General features: G+C 71.6%; 7 protein-coding genes. 1 reads left to right on the top strand and 6 read right to left on the bottom strand.

Annotation, left to right across the window (positions count from 1 at the left end; all coding sequences use genetic code 11):
* Positions 1–8 precede the first annotated feature (8 nt).
* Entirely contained in the window at positions 9–8,561 is an 8,553-nt protein-coding gene (locus DPQ23_RS02090) for a glycoside hydrolase family 94 protein (RefSeq protein WP_162630605.1), read from the top strand.
* Between the two features lie 78 nt (positions 8,562–8,639).
* On the opposite strand, the gene DPQ23_RS02085 is transcribed toward DPQ23_RS02090, so the two are convergent.
* The 6 genes from DPQ23_RS02085 to DPQ23_RS02060 form a co-directional block, all read right to left on the bottom strand.
* Positions 8,640–9,743: a flagellar basal body P-ring protein FlgI gene (locus DPQ23_RS02085; RefSeq protein ID WP_112872994.1), complete on the bottom strand. Its 1,104-nt coding sequence runs from the start codon at positions 9,741–9,743 to the stop codon at positions 8,640–8,642.
* Positions 9,740–10,753, bottom strand: a complete 1,014-nt coding sequence (locus DPQ23_RS02080; RefSeq protein WP_112872993.1) for a flagellin — start codon at positions 10,751–10,753, stop codon at positions 9,740–9,742. The genes DPQ23_RS02085 and DPQ23_RS02080 overlap by 4 nt, the downstream gene beginning before the upstream one ends.
* The gene (gene flgK, locus DPQ23_RS02075; RefSeq protein ID WP_112872992.1) at positions 10,750–12,207 is read right to left on the bottom strand and encodes a flagellar hook-associated protein FlgK; all 1,458 of its coding nucleotides are present in this window, start codon (positions 12,205–12,207) and stop codon (positions 10,750–10,752) included. Before flgK ends, DPQ23_RS02080 begins: the two co-directional genes overlap by 4 nt.
* A 33-nt stretch (positions 12,208–12,240) precedes the next feature.
* Positions 12,241–13,557, bottom strand: a complete 1,317-nt coding sequence (locus DPQ23_RS02070; RefSeq protein ID WP_112872991.1) for a flagellar hook protein FlgE — start codon at positions 13,555–13,557, stop codon at positions 12,241–12,243.
* A gap of 85 nt (positions 13,558–13,642) precedes the next feature.
* Complete coding sequence (locus DPQ23_RS02065; RefSeq protein WP_112872990.1) at positions 13,643–14,392, bottom strand: OmpA/MotB family protein; 750 nt, start codon at positions 14,390–14,392, stop codon at positions 13,643–13,645.
* Between the two features lie 69 nt (positions 14,393–14,461).
* The gene (locus DPQ23_RS02060; RefSeq protein ID WP_112872989.1) at positions 14,462–16,054 is read right to left on the bottom strand and encodes a GMC family oxidoreductase; all 1,593 of its coding nucleotides are present in this window, start codon (positions 16,052–16,054) and stop codon (positions 14,462–14,464) included.
* Positions 16,055–16,096: the final 42 nt, after the last annotated feature.

Below are 16,096 nucleotides of genomic sequence, written 5' to 3'. Positions count from 1 at the left end.
ACGTCCAGATGTCGAACTCATTCCCCTCTTCGCCCCGCCGCCGTCTGTCGCCGCGCAGGCGCCGCGCCGCGCGCCGCCAGGGCGGGTCGGGCAAGGGGATGCGGGGCTCGGACTGGACCCCGACGCTCAAGCCGATCCGCTTCGACCTGTGGACCGGACGGTCGATGTACGAGGCCGGGCGCGAGCTGGCGCTGACCCCGCGCCCCGACTTTGCGGACGCGCCGGCGCGCCCGATCCAGCGGCTGATCGACAACCAGCAGGCGATCCGCACGAACTACCTTGAGGCCGTGGCTGCCGCCGAGCGCGGCGAGACGGTGACGCCGGCGGCCGAATGGCTGATCGACAACCACCACATGGTCGAGGAAAACCTGCGCCAGCTGCGCCAGGGGTTCAACCGCAACTTCCTGCGTCGCCTGCCCGGGGTGGCGCTGTCTGGCGGCGGCAGTGCGCCCCGCAGCCTGCTGATCGCGTGGTATTTCGTCGCGCTGACGAACTCCGACGTGGACCGCGACGACCTGACCGCCTTTCTGCGCGGCTATCAGTCGGTCGCCGTTCTGGACATCGCCGAACTGTGGGCGGTGCCCACGTTCCTGCGCTATGTGCTGGTGGAAAACCTGCGGCGGCTGGCCGACCGCGTGTCCACCGCCCGCGCCCGGCGCAATGCCGCCAACACCATCGCCGACGAGCTGGCCGAGGCCATCGGTCCCGGGGCCGCCGCGGCCGTGATCGACCGCCACGCCGGCCGCGTGGGCGACGAGACGGTGGCCGCGCAGCTGCTGTACCGGCTGCGCGACGGCGGCCCGGACGCGCAGGCGGCGCTGGCCGCGCTGGAACGCAGGCTGGGCGGCCCCGAGGCGGCGGAACGCGCGATCCAGACGGAATACGCCCGCCAGTCCAGCGGCAACGTCACCGTGGGCAACATCGTCCGCAGCCTGCGCCGCATGGGCGAAGTGGACTGGCTGGACTGGTTCGAGGGCGTCAGCGTGGTCGACGCCCTGCTGGCCGCCGGCTCGGAATACCCCCGGCTCGACCAGGGGACGCGCACCGGCTATCGCTCGGCCATCGAGCGCATCGCGCGGCGGTCCGACCTGACCGAGCTCGAGGTCGCGCAGCGCGCCCTGGACGAGGCCGGGCGCCGCGCCGGCACCCCCGCGGGCGAGCGGGTCGAGGTCGGGCATCTGCTGGTCGGAGAGGAGCAGGTCGCGTTCCGCGCGCTGGCGGGCTACGGGCCAACCTGGCGCGACCGGCTGGCGGGCCTGCGCCGCGTCGGCCTGTGGATGCTGGTCCTGCCGCTGATCGCCATCACCGCGACGCTGGTGGCGGCGATGGGCTGGCTGCTGCCCGACGGGGGCCTTGCGGGCTGGCAGGTCGCGCTGCTGCTGGGGCTGACGGTGCTGCCCGCGTCCGACACCGCCATGCAGGCGCTGGGGTTCCTGGCGGCGCGGACGGTGCCGCCGCAGCGGCTGCCCTCGTATGACTTTCGCGCCGGTGTCCCGCCCGAGGCGCGCACCCTTGTCGTGATCCCCGGCATGATCACCAGCCTGGACGCCGTGGACGAACTGGCCGACATGCTGGAATCGCACTATCTGGCCAATCCCCTGGGCGATGTCAGCTTTGCGCTGCTGACCGACTGGCGCGACGCGCCCGCCGAGACCATGCCCGACGATCGCCGGCTGCTGGACCACGCCCGCGACCGGATCGACGCGCTGGCCGACCGCTATGACCACGGCGGCGTGCGGCGGTTCTTCCTGTTGCACCGGCGCCGGCAGTTCAACCCGTCCGAGGGCGTCTGGATGGGCTGGGAACGCAAGCGCGGCAAGCTGACCGAGCTGAACATGCTGCTGCGGGGCCATTTCGGCACCAGCTTCCTGTCCACCGGCCCCACCCCGCCCGAGGGCATCCGCTATGTCGTGACGCTGGACAGCGACACCCGCCTGCCGCGCGACACCGTGTCGGCGCTGGCCGGCAAGATGGCGCACCCCGTCAACCGCCCGGTGCTGGGGCCCGACGGCACCGTCGTGCGCGGCCACGGCATCATGCAGCCGCGGGTCACGCCGTCGCTGACGACGGGGGCCGACGCCTCGGTGTTCCAGCGCATCTTCTCGGCCAACCGGGGGCTGGACCCGTATGTGTTCACGGTGTCGGACCTGTATCAGGACCTGTTCGACCGCGGCAGCTTCACCGGCAAGGGCATCTACGATGTCGATGCCTTCGAATCCGCCGTCACCGGGCGGATCCGGGAAAACGCCGTGCTCAGCCACGACCTGCTGGAAGGCAGCCTGGCGCGCGCGGCCCTGGTCACCGACGTCGAGGTCGTCGAGGATTTCCCGATCCGCTATGCGACCGAGGCGAGCCGCCAGCATCGCTGGATGCGCGGCGACTGGCAGCTGCTGCCGATGATCCTGACGCCGGGCAACGGCCTGGACGGGCTGGCCCGCTTCAAGATGCTGGACAACCTGCGCCGCTCGCTGGTGGCGGTGGGCTGGACAGGGGCGTCGGTGACGGGCTGGCTGGTCCTGCGCGGGGGGGACGCCATGGTCTGGCAAGCGGCGCTGATCCTGCTGGCGGCGCTGGTGCCGATCCTGCAAGTGGACCTGCGCGTGTTCCGGCCGCAGTACGGCGTGTCGTGGGACTATCACCTGCGCCACATGCTGGGCGATGCGCTGACCTATGTCACGCAGCTGGCGCTGCGGCTGGCAACGGTGGCGTTCCGGGCCTGGTCGGCGCTGGACGCCATCGGGCGCACCCTGTGGCGGATGGGGGTCAGCCGGCGCCACCTGCTGGAATGGACGACGGCGCGCGACGCGGGCCGCGCCGGCGGGGGCTTGGGGGCGGCCTATCGCCACATGATCGCCTCGCCGCTGATCGGGGGGGCGGGCATCCTGGCCACGGCGGCGCTGAACCCGACCGCCCTGCCGGTGGCGCTGGTCGTGGGCGGCATCTGGATCGCCGCGCCGTGGATCATGGCGCGCGCCTCGCGCCCGCTGGAGACCGAGGACCGGCTGGTGCTGGACGCGGCGGACGCCGCCGACCTGCGCCGCGTGGCGCGCCGGACCTGGCGGTATTTCGAGACGTTCGTGGGGCCCGACACCCACCACCTGCCGCCCGACAACTGGCAGGAAACGCCCGAGCCGAAGCTGGCCGAGCGCACCTCGCCCACCAACATCGGGCTTTACCTGATGTCGGTGATGTCGGCCCACGACATGGGCTGGATCGGTCTCGACACGGCGCTGACGCGCATCGACGCGACGATCACCACGATGGAACGCATGGCGCGGTTCCGCGGCCATTTCTTCAACTGGTACAGCACCCGCACGCTGGCGGTGCTGCCCGCGCCCTATCTGTCGGCCGTGGACAGCGGCAACCTGGCGGGGCTGCTGGTGGCGCTGGCGGCGGGCCTGCGCGACTGGGCCAGCGACGCGCCCTCGATCCGGCGCCGCCGGGCGGGGGGCCTCGGCGACACGCTGGGGCTGTTGCAGATGGAACTGGCCGTCCTGCCGCAGGACCGCCGCGCGCTGCGCGACCTGCGCGGCGCGCTGGACGGCGCCATCGGCGGGTTTGCCGCGGCGCTGGCCCAGACCGCGGGCGGGCCGCTGTCGGACCCCGTGGCGATCGACCAGATGCACAGCCGCGCGGCCGAGATCCTGCGTCTGGCCACCGAGCTGGACGGCGCCACCCCCGATGGCGCCGCGGCCGAGGTGCTGGCCTGGGCGCAGGCGCTGGTGCGCGACAGCGCCGACGTGCTGACCCCCGCCCCCGAGGGCCGCGTGGCGATGGACAGCTTTGCCACCCGCGTCGCGCTGCTGGCCGAGCGGGCGCGGCTGCTGGCGTTCCAGATGGACTTCACGCTGTTCGTGCATCCCGAAAAGATGCTGCTGTCGATCGGCTATCGTCCCCACGACGAGCAGCTCGACGAATCCAGCTATGACCTGCTGGCGTCCGAGGCGCGGCTGACCAGCTTTCTGGCCATCGCCAAGGGCGACATCCGCAAGGAACACTGGGCCCGGCTGGGCCGCCCCTTCGCCACCGTGGGCCACCAGGGGGCATTGCTGTCCTGGTCGGGCTGCATGTTCGAATACCTGATGCCGCCCCTGCTGCTGAAGGAACGGCAGGGGGGTATCCTGAACCATTCCAACCAGATGGCGGTGGACGTCCAGATCGACTGGGGGCGCGCCCACAACTTGCCCTGGGGCCTGTCGGAAAGCGCGTTCAACGCCCGCGACCGGGACATGAACTATCAGTACTATGCCTTCGGCGTGCCGACCCTGGCGCTGAAGCGGACCGGCGGCGACTATGTCGTGGCGCCCTATGCCTCGATCCTGGCCGCGCAGATCCGCCCGCAGGCCGCCGTGCGCAACCTCGCGCGGCTGCGCGCCATGGGGGCCGAGGGGCCCTACGGGTTCTACGATGCGGTCGATTTCGCGCCCAACCGGCTGCGCGCGCCCGCCACCCATTCCATCGTCCGCAACGTCATGGCCCATCACCACGGCATGTCGATCATGGCGATCGCGAACACCGTGCTGGACGGCGTCCACCGCGACCGGTTCCATGCCGATCCCGTGGTCCGCGCGTCCGAGCTGCTGCTGCAGGAAAAATCGCCGCGCGACATCACCCCCGTCACCCGCGCGCCGTCCACCAAGGGCCTGGGGCGCGGGTCCATGCTGGGGGCGGGCGACACCCAGACCGCCGTGGACGAACCCGGCCAGGCCCCGCGCGAGGTGGCGCTGATGTCGAACGGCGCGTTCTCCACGATCATCTCGTCCACGGGGGCGGGGGGGTCGATGTTCGGCGCCATCGCGCTGAACCGCTGGACGCCCGACGCCACCACCGACGACGGCGGCATCCACATCTTCATGCGGGACGTGAAGTCCGGCGAATGGTGGTCGGCGACCCATTCCCCGGGCGGCGGGCACGACGAGCGCAGCTCGGCCGTGTTTTCCGACCACAAGGCCGAGTTCTTCAAGACCGCCAACGCCATCGAAAGCCGGCTGGAGGTCATCGCCGCGGCCGAGGGCAACGCCGACGGCCGCCGCCTGACCCTGCGCAACCGCTCGGGCAGCGACCGCACCATCGAGGTCACGTCGTACGGGGAAATCGTGCTGGACAAGCCCGCGTCCGATCGCGCGCATCCCGCGTTCTCCAAGATGTTCGTCCACACCCAGATCCGCGACGGCGGCTCGCTGATCGTGGCCGAGCGCCGGCCGCGCGATCCGCACGGCAAGGCCTATTACCTGGCCCACCTGGTCGCCGCCTCGGACGAGGCCATCGTTCCCGCCGCCGAGGCCGAGACGGATCGCCGCGCGTTTCTGGGCCGCGGCCGCACGCTGGCCGATCCCGCCGCCTTTGCCCCCGGCGCCACCCTGTCGGGCGCGCAGGGCCACACGCTGGACCCGATCTTCGCCATCCGGCGCCGGGTGCGCGTGCCGGCGGGCAAGTCGGTCGCGCTGACCTTCTGGACGCTGGTGGCCGAGACGGCCGAGGACCGCGACCGCCTGGCCACCCATCACAGCCGTCCGGCGGTCTTCGACCAGGAGCTGCGCCTGTCCTGGACCTATTCGCAGGTCCAGCTGCGCCATCTGGACGTCACGCTGGACGAGGCCAAGCTGTTCCGCGCCTATGCCGCGCTGCTGATCTGGCCCGACCTGCGGATGGCCGCGACCCCCAAGCGCCGGACCGAGCTGGGGACGCAGGCCGAGCTGTGGCCCATGGGCATCTCGGGCGACGATCCGATCCTGCTGCTGCGCATCGACGACGAGGCGGACCTGCCCATCGTCCGCCAGGCCCTGCGGATGCACGCCTTCCTGCGCGCCCGCGGCGTGGCCCATGACGTGGTGATCCTGAACGAACGCGCCTCGTCCTATGTGCAGGACCTGCAGCACGCGATCCGCGCGCTGTGCGACGCCGCCCAGCAGGTCGCAGGCCCGTCCGCGCCGCGCCACGTCCATGCCGTGCGCCGCGACCAGATCAGCAAGGCCAGCTTCGACACGCTGGTGTCGGCGGCCCGCATCATGCTGCACACCCGCAACGGCAAGCTGTCCGAGCAGATGGACCGGCTGCGCGAGGCCTCGCCCCCCCGCCGGCCCCAGGCGGCGCTGCCGCGTTCCCGACCGCCGGCCGTGGTGCCCGCGCCGCTGCCGCCCTCGACCTCGCCGTTGCAGTTCTGGAACGGCTTTGGCGGCTTCGCGCCGGACGGGCGCGAATACGTGCTGCGCCTGACGCAGGACCGCCAGACCCCGCACCCCTGGATCAACGTCGTCGCGCGCGAGGATTTCGGCTTTCACGTCTCGGCCGAGGGCGCGGCCTTCACCTGGGCGGTGAACTCGCGCGACTATCAGGTCACGCCCTGGTCGAACGACCCGGTCAGCAACCCGCCGGGCGAGGCGATCCTGATCCACGATCCCGACACCGGCGCGGTGGCGACGCCGTTCCTGGCCCTGTCCACCGACCCCACGGCCGTGCACGAGGCTGCCCACGGGCTGGGCTATTCCCGCTTCAGCGCCGATTACGGCTGGGTCGCGGTCGAGGCGGTGATGACCCTGTCCCCGGACGGGCCGGCGCGGCTGACGCGGCTGGCGGTCACGAACCGCACCAATCGGCGCCTGAACCTGCAAGGCATCGCCTATGCCCAGCTGGTGCTGGGCAGCGACCGGACCCGCACCGCGCCGATGGTGCAGACGCGGTTCGACCGCGACCTGGACGCGCTGCTGGGACAGAACACCTTTTCGACGGATTTCGGCGACCGGGTGACGGCGCTGGCCTGCGACCGGCCGCTCCAGCGGTTCTGCGGCTCGCGCACCGGGTTCCTGGGACGCGGCGGCCCGGTGGGGCGCCCTGCGGCGCTGGCCGACTGGCCCGTCGGCGCGCCGGCCGATCCGGTCGGCCCCACCGAGCGCGACCACACGCCCGGCAGTGCCCAGGGGCTGCACGCCGAGGGCGACCCCTGCCTTGCGATCCGCTGGGCGATGGCCCTGGCCCCCGGGGAAACGGCGCAGGCGACCGTGATCCTGGCCAACGCGCCCGCAGCCGATCTGGCGGGGGTGCTGCAGGCCGCGCGTGCGCCGCAGGCGCCCGAGCGGGCGGTTGCGGCGGCCCGGCAGGACTGGGACGAGACGCTGGGCACGCTGCAGGTGCACACGCCCGACCCGCGGCTGAACCTGATGGTCAACACCTGGCTGCCCTATCAGGCGCTGGCCTGCCGGATTCGCGCGCGGACGGCGTTCTATCAGGCCTCGGGCGCCTTCGGGTTCCGCGACCAGTTGCAGGACACCAGCGCCCTGATCCTGCAGGACCCTGCGCTGTGCCGCCGCCAGATCCTGAACGCCGCCTCGCGCCAGTTCCCGCAGGGCGATGTCCAGCACTGGTGGCTGCCGCGCGGAGGCGCCGGGGTGCGGACGATGATCTCGGACGACGTGGTCTGGCTGGGGCACATCACCGCCCTGTATGTCCGCGCCACCGGGGACAGCGCGATCCTAGACGAGGCGGTGCCGTTCATCGACGGCCCCGCGCTGGAGCCCGGCGAGCACGACCGCTTCTTTCCGCCTCAGCCCTCGGGCGAGGTGGCGGCGCTTTACGACCACTGCGCGCGAGCCCTCGATCTGGCGGTGACACGGACCGGCGAACGGGGCCTGCCGCTGATCCTGGGAGGAGACTGGAACGACGGCATGAACCGCGTGGGCGAACAGGGTCGCGGCGAGAGCGTCTGGCTTGGCTGGTTCCTGTGCGACACCATCGCGGCCTTTGCGCCGCTGGCCCGCCTGCGCGGCGACACGGCGCGCGCCGAGGCGTGGCTGGCCCACCGCAAGGACGTGGTGCGCGCCCTCGACACCCACGGGTGGGACGGCGCGTGGTATCGCCGCGGCTATTTCGACGACGGCACGCCGCTGGGTTCGGCCGAAAGCGCCGAGTGCCGGATCGATTCCATCGCGCAAAGCTGGGCCCTGATTTCCGGCGCAGGGCGGGCCGACCGCGCCCGCCAGGGGGTGGATGCGGCCCTGGACCAGCTGTTCGTGCGCGGGGCCCAGGTCATGCGGCTGTTCACGCCGCCCTTCCGCGACACGCCGGCCGAGCCGGGATACATCAAGTCCTATCCGCCCGGCGTGCGGGAAAACGGCGGGCAGTACACGCATGCGGCGGCCTGGATGGTCTATGCGCTGGCCCGGTCGGGCGACGGCACGCGCGCGCACCGGCTGTTTGACGCGATCAACCCGATCAGCCATGCGCTGGACCCGACCGCGGCCGAAACTTATCGGGTCGAGCCCTATGTCGTGGCCGCCGACGTCTATGCCGACCGCGACAAGCTGGGTCGCGGCGGCTGGACCTGGTACACCGGCTCTGCGGGCTGGATGTATCGCGCTGCGGTCGAGGGGCTGCTGGGCATCACCCGTCGCCCCGAGGGATTCGTGCTGGATCCCCGCCTGCCGCAGGACTGGCCCGGCTTTACCGCGCGGCTGCGGCTGGCGGGACGCAGCTGGCAGATCGCGGCGGTGCGTGTCCCCTCGGGCGAGATCGCGCTGACCGTCGACGGCCGGCCTGTGCAACCGGGCGAGACGGTGCAGGCATAGCGCCGGTCCCGCCCGCAGCGCCGCCCCGCCGTGCAGGTTCGACGCGGGGGGGTGGCACGCCGGCTGGTGCGCGGCCCTTCAGTTCACAACGAACTCTGCGTGCAGCGCCCCGGCGGCGTGCACAGCCTTGAGGATGTCGATCAGTTCACGCGGCCTGACGCCCAGCGCGTTCAGCCCCGCGACCACGTCGGACAGCGACGATTCGCCGCTGACCTCGGCAAAGCCGATCCCGGGTTCCTGCGTCACCGACGCATCGGTGCGCGGCACCACCACCGTGTCTCCCGGGGCGAACGGGTTCGGCTGCGACACCATCGGCGTCTCGCGGACCCGCAGCGTCAGATTGCCCTGCGACACCGCGACGCGCGAGATGCGGACATCCTCTCCCATCACGATCGTGCCCGACTTGTGGTCGACCACCACGCGCGCCTTGCTTTCCGGCTCCACGGCGATGTTCTCGATCCGGCCCACCAGCCGGGCCGGGTTGACCCGCCCCAGGCTGGCCGAGTCGATCGCGATCGTGCCGGAATCAAGAAGCGTCGCGACGCCGTCGCCCAGATCGTCGTTGATCGCCTTTTCCATCCGCGCCGCGGTCGTGAAATCCGCCGAGCGCAGCGCGATGCGAAAGCTGGCCATCGTCGAGAAATCGAAATCGACCTCGCGTTCGACCCGCGCCCCGGACGGGATGGTGCCGGCGGTCGGCACCCCCTGCACGACGCTGGCGCCGTCCCCCTGGGCCGAGACCCCGCCCGCGATGATCGAGCCCTGGGCCACGGCATAGACCTGCCCGTCCGCGGCATTCAGCGGCGTCATCACCAGCGTGCCGCCCAGCAGGCTTTTCGCGTCGCCGATGGCCGAGACGGTCACGTCGATCTGGCTGCCGGCGCGGCCGAAGGGGGGCAGCGTGCCGGTCACCATGACCGCCGCCACGTTCTTGGGCCGAAAGGTTTCGTCGGTGACGTTGACGCCCAGCCGTTCCAGGATGCCGGCCAGCATCTCCCCGGTATAGGGGGCGTTGCGGACACTGTCGCCGGTGCCGTTCAGGCCGACGACCAGGCCATAGCCCACAAGGTCGTTGCCGCGCACGCCGTCGATCGTCGCCAGGTCCTTGATGCGGACCGGGGCCGCAAGACCCAGGGCAGGAAGCATCAGCAGGATGAGCGTCAGGCGGAGGATGCGGGTCATAGGTAATCCGTCAACGACAGGCGCGACAGCCGCGCGGTCAGGGCATAAAGGGTCTGCAGGTTGCCTTCGGTCTGCGTCAGGGCCGAGGCCGTCTCGTACGGGTCGGCCGCCACCAGGTTCGAGCGCGCCAGCGACAGGGCGGTCTGCTGGGCCCCGTTGCGCGTGTCCGCCTGCTCGACGGTGTCCTGCGTCAGGCCCACGGACGCCCGCAACAGGGTCAGGTGATGGTTGCCCCCGGACAGCCGCTGCCCCGCCGCGGCCATCAGGTCGGCCTTCTGCTGGCGCGTGTAGCCCAGCCCCGCATCCCCGGCCAGGGCGGCAAGGACCAGCCCCTTCAGCGTGTCGCGCAGCGAAGGATCAAGGGCGGTGACAGGGTTCGCAACGATCGTGTCCGCCCCGACCGCGACCGGGGCCGGGCCACCCAGCCCGCCCGGGACATGCGCGTCCGCAAATCCGCCGGCGCCCGGCGGCGCGTCCAGCCACGCATCCACCGCCGCGACGACGTCCGCCGTCGCGGGCTGGCCCGACACGAGGGTTCGCGCCGTGGCCAGGATCCGGCCCGGATCGACGATCGGCGCAGACCGGACCGCCGCGCCCGCCATCAGGTACCGGCCGCCCAGGTCGACGTTCATGAAGCCTGCCACCGCCCGCAGGTCCGCGGCGGCCTGCCCCGCGCGAAGGTCCAGCGTCGCGGCATCCGCGCTGCCTGCCGCGCCCAGCAGCACCGGTCCCATCTCTGACGTGATGTCCTGGATCGCACCCAGCGCCTCTTGCAGCCCGGCAAGCTCTGCCGCCGCGCCCGTCGCGTTCTGGCGCCAGGCGGCGATGCTGGTCAGCCGCGTCTCGATCTGGGCAAGCGGGCCCAGGTTTCCGTTCAGCGCGGCGGGAATGTCCGACCTGACCCCGGTCGTGGCCTCCTGGGTCAGCGTGTTCAGGCGCGACTTCAGCAGGACATTGGCCTGCCGCAGAGAGGTCGCGCGCGTCAGGTCGCCGATGGAACTGGGGGTCATGGCATCCTCAGGATCGTCTGGAGCATCTCGTCGACGGCCTGAAGCACCTTGGCGTTCGAGGCATAGGCGTTCTCGAGCCGAAGCAGGCTTTCCATCTGCTGGTCGCTGTCAACGCCGTCCTGCTGCATCATCGCCTCGAACGCGGCGGACTGAACGCCTGCCGCCGACTGCCGCGCTTCGGCCGCCAGGCGGTTGCTGGCCGCGCCCGATGTCAGCTCTCCGGCCAAGGCCGCGGCGGTGCGCGCCACCGGCGAGAGCGCGGCGGACGCGGGCGTGCGGGCACCGGCCAGCGCCCCCCGCAGCCCCTGAAGCAGGGTCGAGTCGCCCGAAAGGCCCGGCGCGGCCGCGCCCAGCCCATCGCGCAGCCGCCACAGGGCACCCCCGCGGTCCGGCTGGACCGCGGCGTTCAGGCGCAGGCGACCGGCAAGGCCCGCCTCGGTTGCGGCCGTGGCGATCTGCCCGTCGTCGGTCAGCAGTCCCGGCTGGCCGGCGACCAGCGTCGGGTCCACGGCAGGGTCGGCCAGGCGGTCGTGCAGGTCACGGGCCAGCGCGTCCAAGCCCGCCTGCGCCGCGGGGGCAGCCTCGTCGCGGATGGTGAAGTTGGCCCCTAGGCGCCCGCCGTCGTAAAGGCGCATCTGGCCCGCCGTCATCTGGACCCCGTCCAGCATCAGGCGCGACAGCGGGGGCGTGCCGGCCGTCATCTGCGGGGTGATCGGCCCGGCCGGCGCGAATCCGACGCTCACGGGTCGCGAGCTGTCCAGAAGGACCGCGCCCGACGTGCTGAACAGGGCCACGCGCCCGCCCTCGCGCGCCACCTCCTGAACGGGCACGATCTGCGCGATGGCGGCGATTTCGGTCTGGCGGGCATCCTGCAGGGCGTTGGCGTCGTTGCCGCTGGCCAGTTGCACGGCGATCTGCCGGTTCAGCGCGGCCACGCGGGTCAGCCCCTGATTCAGGCGGTCGACATCGGCGGCGATCGCCTGGTCGGCCGCCCCGCGCGCCTGCTGGATCTGGTCCGAGATGCGGTTGATCGTGCCGGTCAGCGCCTGCGCGGTGGACAGGATCTGCGACTGCCGGACCTCGCTTTCCGGCTGGCCCGCGGCGGTGATCAGGGCGGCGTCCAGATCCGCCAGGCGGGCCGTCAGCGCCCCGGCGTCGCCCGGAACCCCGTAGGCGCCGGCAAGCGTGGCGTGGAACGCCGCAAGCGTATCGGCGCGGGCGGTTCCGGCGTCTGCGATCCGGGTCTGGGCCAGGACGGCGCTGCGGATCACCCGCGCGACCCCGTCGATCTGCACGCCGCCGCCCGAGGCATGCGCCTGCGGCGACAGGTGCAGCTCGCGCCGGGCAAATCCGGGCGTCATCGCGTTCGCGAGGTTGGTGGCCACCACCTCGGTCCCGCGCGAGGCGGCGGTCAGCCCCGACAGGGCGACCGAGAGTGCGTTCGACAGGCTCATGGCCGATTACACCGCGCGACTGCGGCCCCCCGATCAGCGTTTGATGTTGGTGGTTTCCTGCAGCATCTCGTCCACGGTCTGGATGACCTTGGCGTTGGACGAATACGCGCGCTGCGTCTGGATCAGGTCGGTCAGCTCGGCCGCGACGTCGGTGGTCGATCCCTCGCGGGCGTAACCCATCACAGCGCCGGTGGGGCCGTCGCCCGCGTCCCACAGGAAGAACGACCCCGAGCTGGGCGAGACCTGATAGGCCTGGTTGCTCAGCGCGACCAGGCCGTTCGGGTTGGGCACGTCCACGAGCGGGATCTGATAGATCGTGCGGACAAAGCCCGTGTCGTAGGTGGCGTGCATATAGCCGTTCTCGTCAACCTCGACGGTGGTCAGGTTGCCGACGGGCGAGCCGTCCTTGGTGACGTTGGTCGGCTTGAAGCTGGCGCCCAGCTGCGTCATCCCGTCCCGGTCCCCCGGCAGGCCGATCCCCACCGTCATCGGGCCGCCCGCGACGGTCAGCGCCATCGTTCCCGTGGCGGGATCGTACGCGCCCCCGCTGACCGAGGTGACCGACGCCAGCGTACCGCCCAGCGCGGGGCTGTCGTCGAAGACCAGCGTGTATTCCCCGATGACGTTCGAGGCCGGGTCCATGGCGGAATCGCGGATCACCATCGTCCAGGTGTTCGACTGCCCCACCGCGCCGGCGACCGTCGGCGTGAAGGTGATGTCCAGCGATTCGGGCGCGCCGAGATTGTCGAAATACTCGACCCGGGTGCTCAGGGCGTCACCCTCCGCGCCGAATCGCGTGTCCACCGCCGGAAGGTTCATGCCCAGGCTGATCGTCGTGGTCGGGTCGGCCGAGGTCTGGTTGCCGTTCAGGATCACCGGCTGCAACGCCCCCACCGAATCGCGGTTGCTGGTCGGGATCGTGCCGTCCGCATTCGCCGGCCAGCCCAGCAGGACCAGGCCCGAATCGGTGCGCAGCACGCCTTCGGCGTCGGGGCGGAACGATCCGGTCGACGTCATCATCATCGGCCGGTCGCCAAGCCCGGCCCCCAGCAGCACCGACGGCATCACCGGCAGCATCCCGCGCCCCGCCGTGGCCAGGTCCAGCGCGTTCGCCGATGTGACCAGCCCCCCCTTTTCGTCCACCACGCGCGAGGAGATCGCCCTGACGCCGCCCGCCGAATAGGTGCCCGAGGCAGGGCCTGCGGTGACCACCATCCCCTCGAACTCGGTGTTCACCCGCTTGTATCCGAATGTGCCCGAGTTCGCGATGTTGTCGGCGATGCCCGCCAGGCGCGTGGCGTTCGCGGCCAATCCGGCGACACCGGCGTTGAGGGACGAAGAGATCGACATGCACGTCACCCTGACTGGTTCGTTGGTGCGGCCAGAGTGCGCGGCAGGGCTTAACATCCCCCTAACGCGCCAGCGGATTGTCCGCCTATCTCAGTAAAATGACCTCGACCCGGTTGTTGGACGGGTCCATCGGATTGGCGTCGCGGGGGCGGCGGTCGCCATGGGCCGTCACCCGCTTGATGCGCGCCGGGTCCATGCCGCCCTGCGCCAGCAACTGCCGCACGCCATGCGCGCGCCCGTCCGACAGCGGCCACGACGGATTGTCCACCATCATCTCGGGATAGGCCCGCACGTGCCCGCCGACCGCGACCGGGGTGCGGACATTACCCAGCACCGCGGCGAGGATCGCCGTCAGCTCGCGCAGCGCGGGCGTCGGCTCGGCGGTTTCGTCCACGAACAGGGGTTCGTCCACGATGTCGCCCAGTTCGATGACCAGCCCCTCGTCGGTCATCCGCGTCACGACGTGGCGCAGCAGGTTCACCCGCTGCATCGATTCGGCGCCGCTGCCGGTCAGCCGGTTCTGGATCGCGCGGGCCGTCGCCTCGAAATCCTGGGTCTGCGCGGCCTCGGTGGGGGTCTGCGGGGGTCCGTCGCCGTCGATTCCCCCGGCCGCACCGGACGGGGAATTGAGGATGGTGGGATCGAAATAGTCGGCCAGCCCCTGGCGCTGCTTTTCGGTGGTGGCGTTCAGCAGCCACATCAGCAAAAAGAACGCCATCATCGCCGTCACGAAATCGGCATAGGCCACCTTCCACGCGCCGCCATGGTGCCCGCCGCCGCCCGACACGGTGATCCGCTTGATGATGATGGGCGAGTTGCCCTTGCCCGCGGCCATCAGCCACCCCCCGTCCCACGTCGCCCATCCGCACCTTAGCAGGCGGGCCGGGGGGCAGGGGTTAACGGGTCAAATGCCGCGCAAATCCTCGGCCATCATCAGGGCGGCCTTTTCCGCGATCATGATCGTGGGCGCGTTGGTGTTGCCCGAGGTGATGACGGGCATCACCGAGGCGTCCACCACCCGCAGCCCGTGCACCCCGCGCACCCGCAGCCGCGGATCGACGACCGCGCCGTCGTCGGCGCCCATCCGGGCCGTGCCGACGGGGTGGAAGATGGTCGATCCGATCTGGCCCGCGGCATCGGCCAGCTCGGCGTCGGTCTGCGCGGCCGGGCCGGGCTTGAACTCCTCGGGGCGATAACGGGCCATCGCGTCCTGCGCCATGATCCGGCGCGTCATGCGGATCGCGCGGGCGGCGGTCAGCCGGTCGCCCGGGGTGGACAGATAGTTGGGCTGGATCACCGGGTGGCGCATCGGGTCGGGCGAGGCGATGCGGACATGGCCCCGGCTTTCCGGGCGCAGGTGGCAGACGCTGGCCGTGATGGCGGGAAAGTCGTGCAGCGGCTGGCCGAAGGCCTCAAGGCTCAGCGGCTGGACGTGCCATTCCAGGTCCGGCGTCGCCACGTCGGGGGTGGACCGCGCAAAGGCGCCAAGCTGGCTGGGCGCCATGCTCATCGGGCCGGTCCGGCGCAGCATGTATTCGGCGCCGATCATGCCCTTGCCCCACCAGCGCCGGGCCAGCTGGTTCAGGGTGCGCGCCTCGGACACCTTCCAGGCGCAGCGCAGCTGCAGGTGGTCCTGAAGGTTCTCGCCTACGGGCGCGTCGCGGCGCACGGCGATGCCCATGTCGGCCAGCAGCGCGCCCGGTCCGATTCCCGACAGCTGCAGGATCTGGGGCGATCCGATGGCCCCGGCCGCCAGCACGATCTGGCGCCCGCGCAGTACCTCGGCGACACCGTCGGCAAAGACCTCGACCCCCACGGCGCGGTCGCCCTCGAACACGACGCGGCGGACCTGGCGGTCGGTCATCACGGTCAGGTTCGGCCGCCGCCTTGCCGGGCGCAGAAAGGCGCGGGCGGCGGACACGCGGAAGCCGCCCTTCTGGCTGACCTTGAAATAGCCCACGCCCTCGTTGTCGCCGGTGTTGAAGTCGTCGCTGGCGGGGATGCCCTCGGCCTGCGCGGCACGCGCCCAGTCGTCCAGGATGTCCCAGCGCAGCCGCTGCGTCTCGATCCGCCAGGGGCCGCCCGCGCCGTGATGCTCGGAGGGGCCTGCGAAGTAATCCTCGGACTTGCGAAACAGCGGCTCGACATCGTCCCAGCCCCAGCCCGTGCAGCCCATCTGCCGCCAGCCGTCATAGTCGGCGGCCTGCCCGCGCAGATACAGCATCCCGTTGATCGAACTGCACCCGCCCAGAACGCGCCCGCGCGGGTAGAGCAGCGACCGCCCGTGCAGACCCGGCTCGGGGGCGGTCCTGTACATCCAGTCGGTGCGCGGATTGCCGATGCAGTAGAGATAGCCGATCGGCACGTGGATCCAGTGATAGTTGTCGCGCCCGCCCGCCTCGATCAGAAGGACGCGCAGGCGCGGGTCCTCCGACAGGCGCGCGGCCAGAACGCAGCCCGCGCTGCCCGCGCCCGCGATGATGACGTCATGGGTCATGGCGCTCCCCCTCACTTGGCCCGACGCTAGCAGAGGCTGCGC

It is taken from the genome of Paracoccus endophyticus, assembly GCF_003286075.1.
GTDB classification, from domain to species: domain Bacteria; phylum Pseudomonadota; class Alphaproteobacteria; order Rhodobacterales; family Rhodobacteraceae; genus Paracoccus; species Paracoccus endophyticus.
Note: the sequence above shows the minus strand (reverse complement) of the source record. Positions and strands in the feature narration are given on the sequence as shown.

Excerpts from the sequence above, each read along its gene's own strand:
- DPQ23_RS02070 (WP_112872991.1), bottom strand. The coding sequence starts at position 13,557 with ATGTCGATCTCTTCGTCCCTCAACGCCGGTGTCGCCGGATTGGCCGCG.
- DPQ23_RS02080 (WP_112872993.1), bottom strand. The coding sequence starts at position 10,753 with ATGACCCCCAGTTCCATCGGCGACCTGACGCGCGCGACCTCTCTGCGG.
- DPQ23_RS02060 (WP_112872989.1), bottom strand. The coding sequence starts at position 16,054 with ATGACCCATGACGTCATCATCGCGGGCGCGGGCAGCGCGGGCTGCGTT.
- DPQ23_RS02085 (WP_112872994.1), bottom strand. The coding sequence starts at position 9,743 with ATGACCCGCATCCTCCGCCTGACGCTCATCCTGCTGATGCTTCCTGCC.
- DPQ23_RS02090 (WP_162630605.1), top strand. The coding sequence starts at position 9 with ATGTCGAACTCATTCCCCTCTTCGCCCCGCCGCCGTCTGTCGCCGCGC.
- flgK (WP_112872992.1), bottom strand. The coding sequence starts at position 12,207 with ATGAGCCTGTCGAACGCACTCTCGGTCGCCCTGTCGGGGCTGACCGCC.
- DPQ23_RS02065 (WP_112872990.1), bottom strand. The coding sequence starts at position 14,392 with ATGGCCGCGGGCAAGGGCAACTCGCCCATCATCATCAAGCGGATCACC.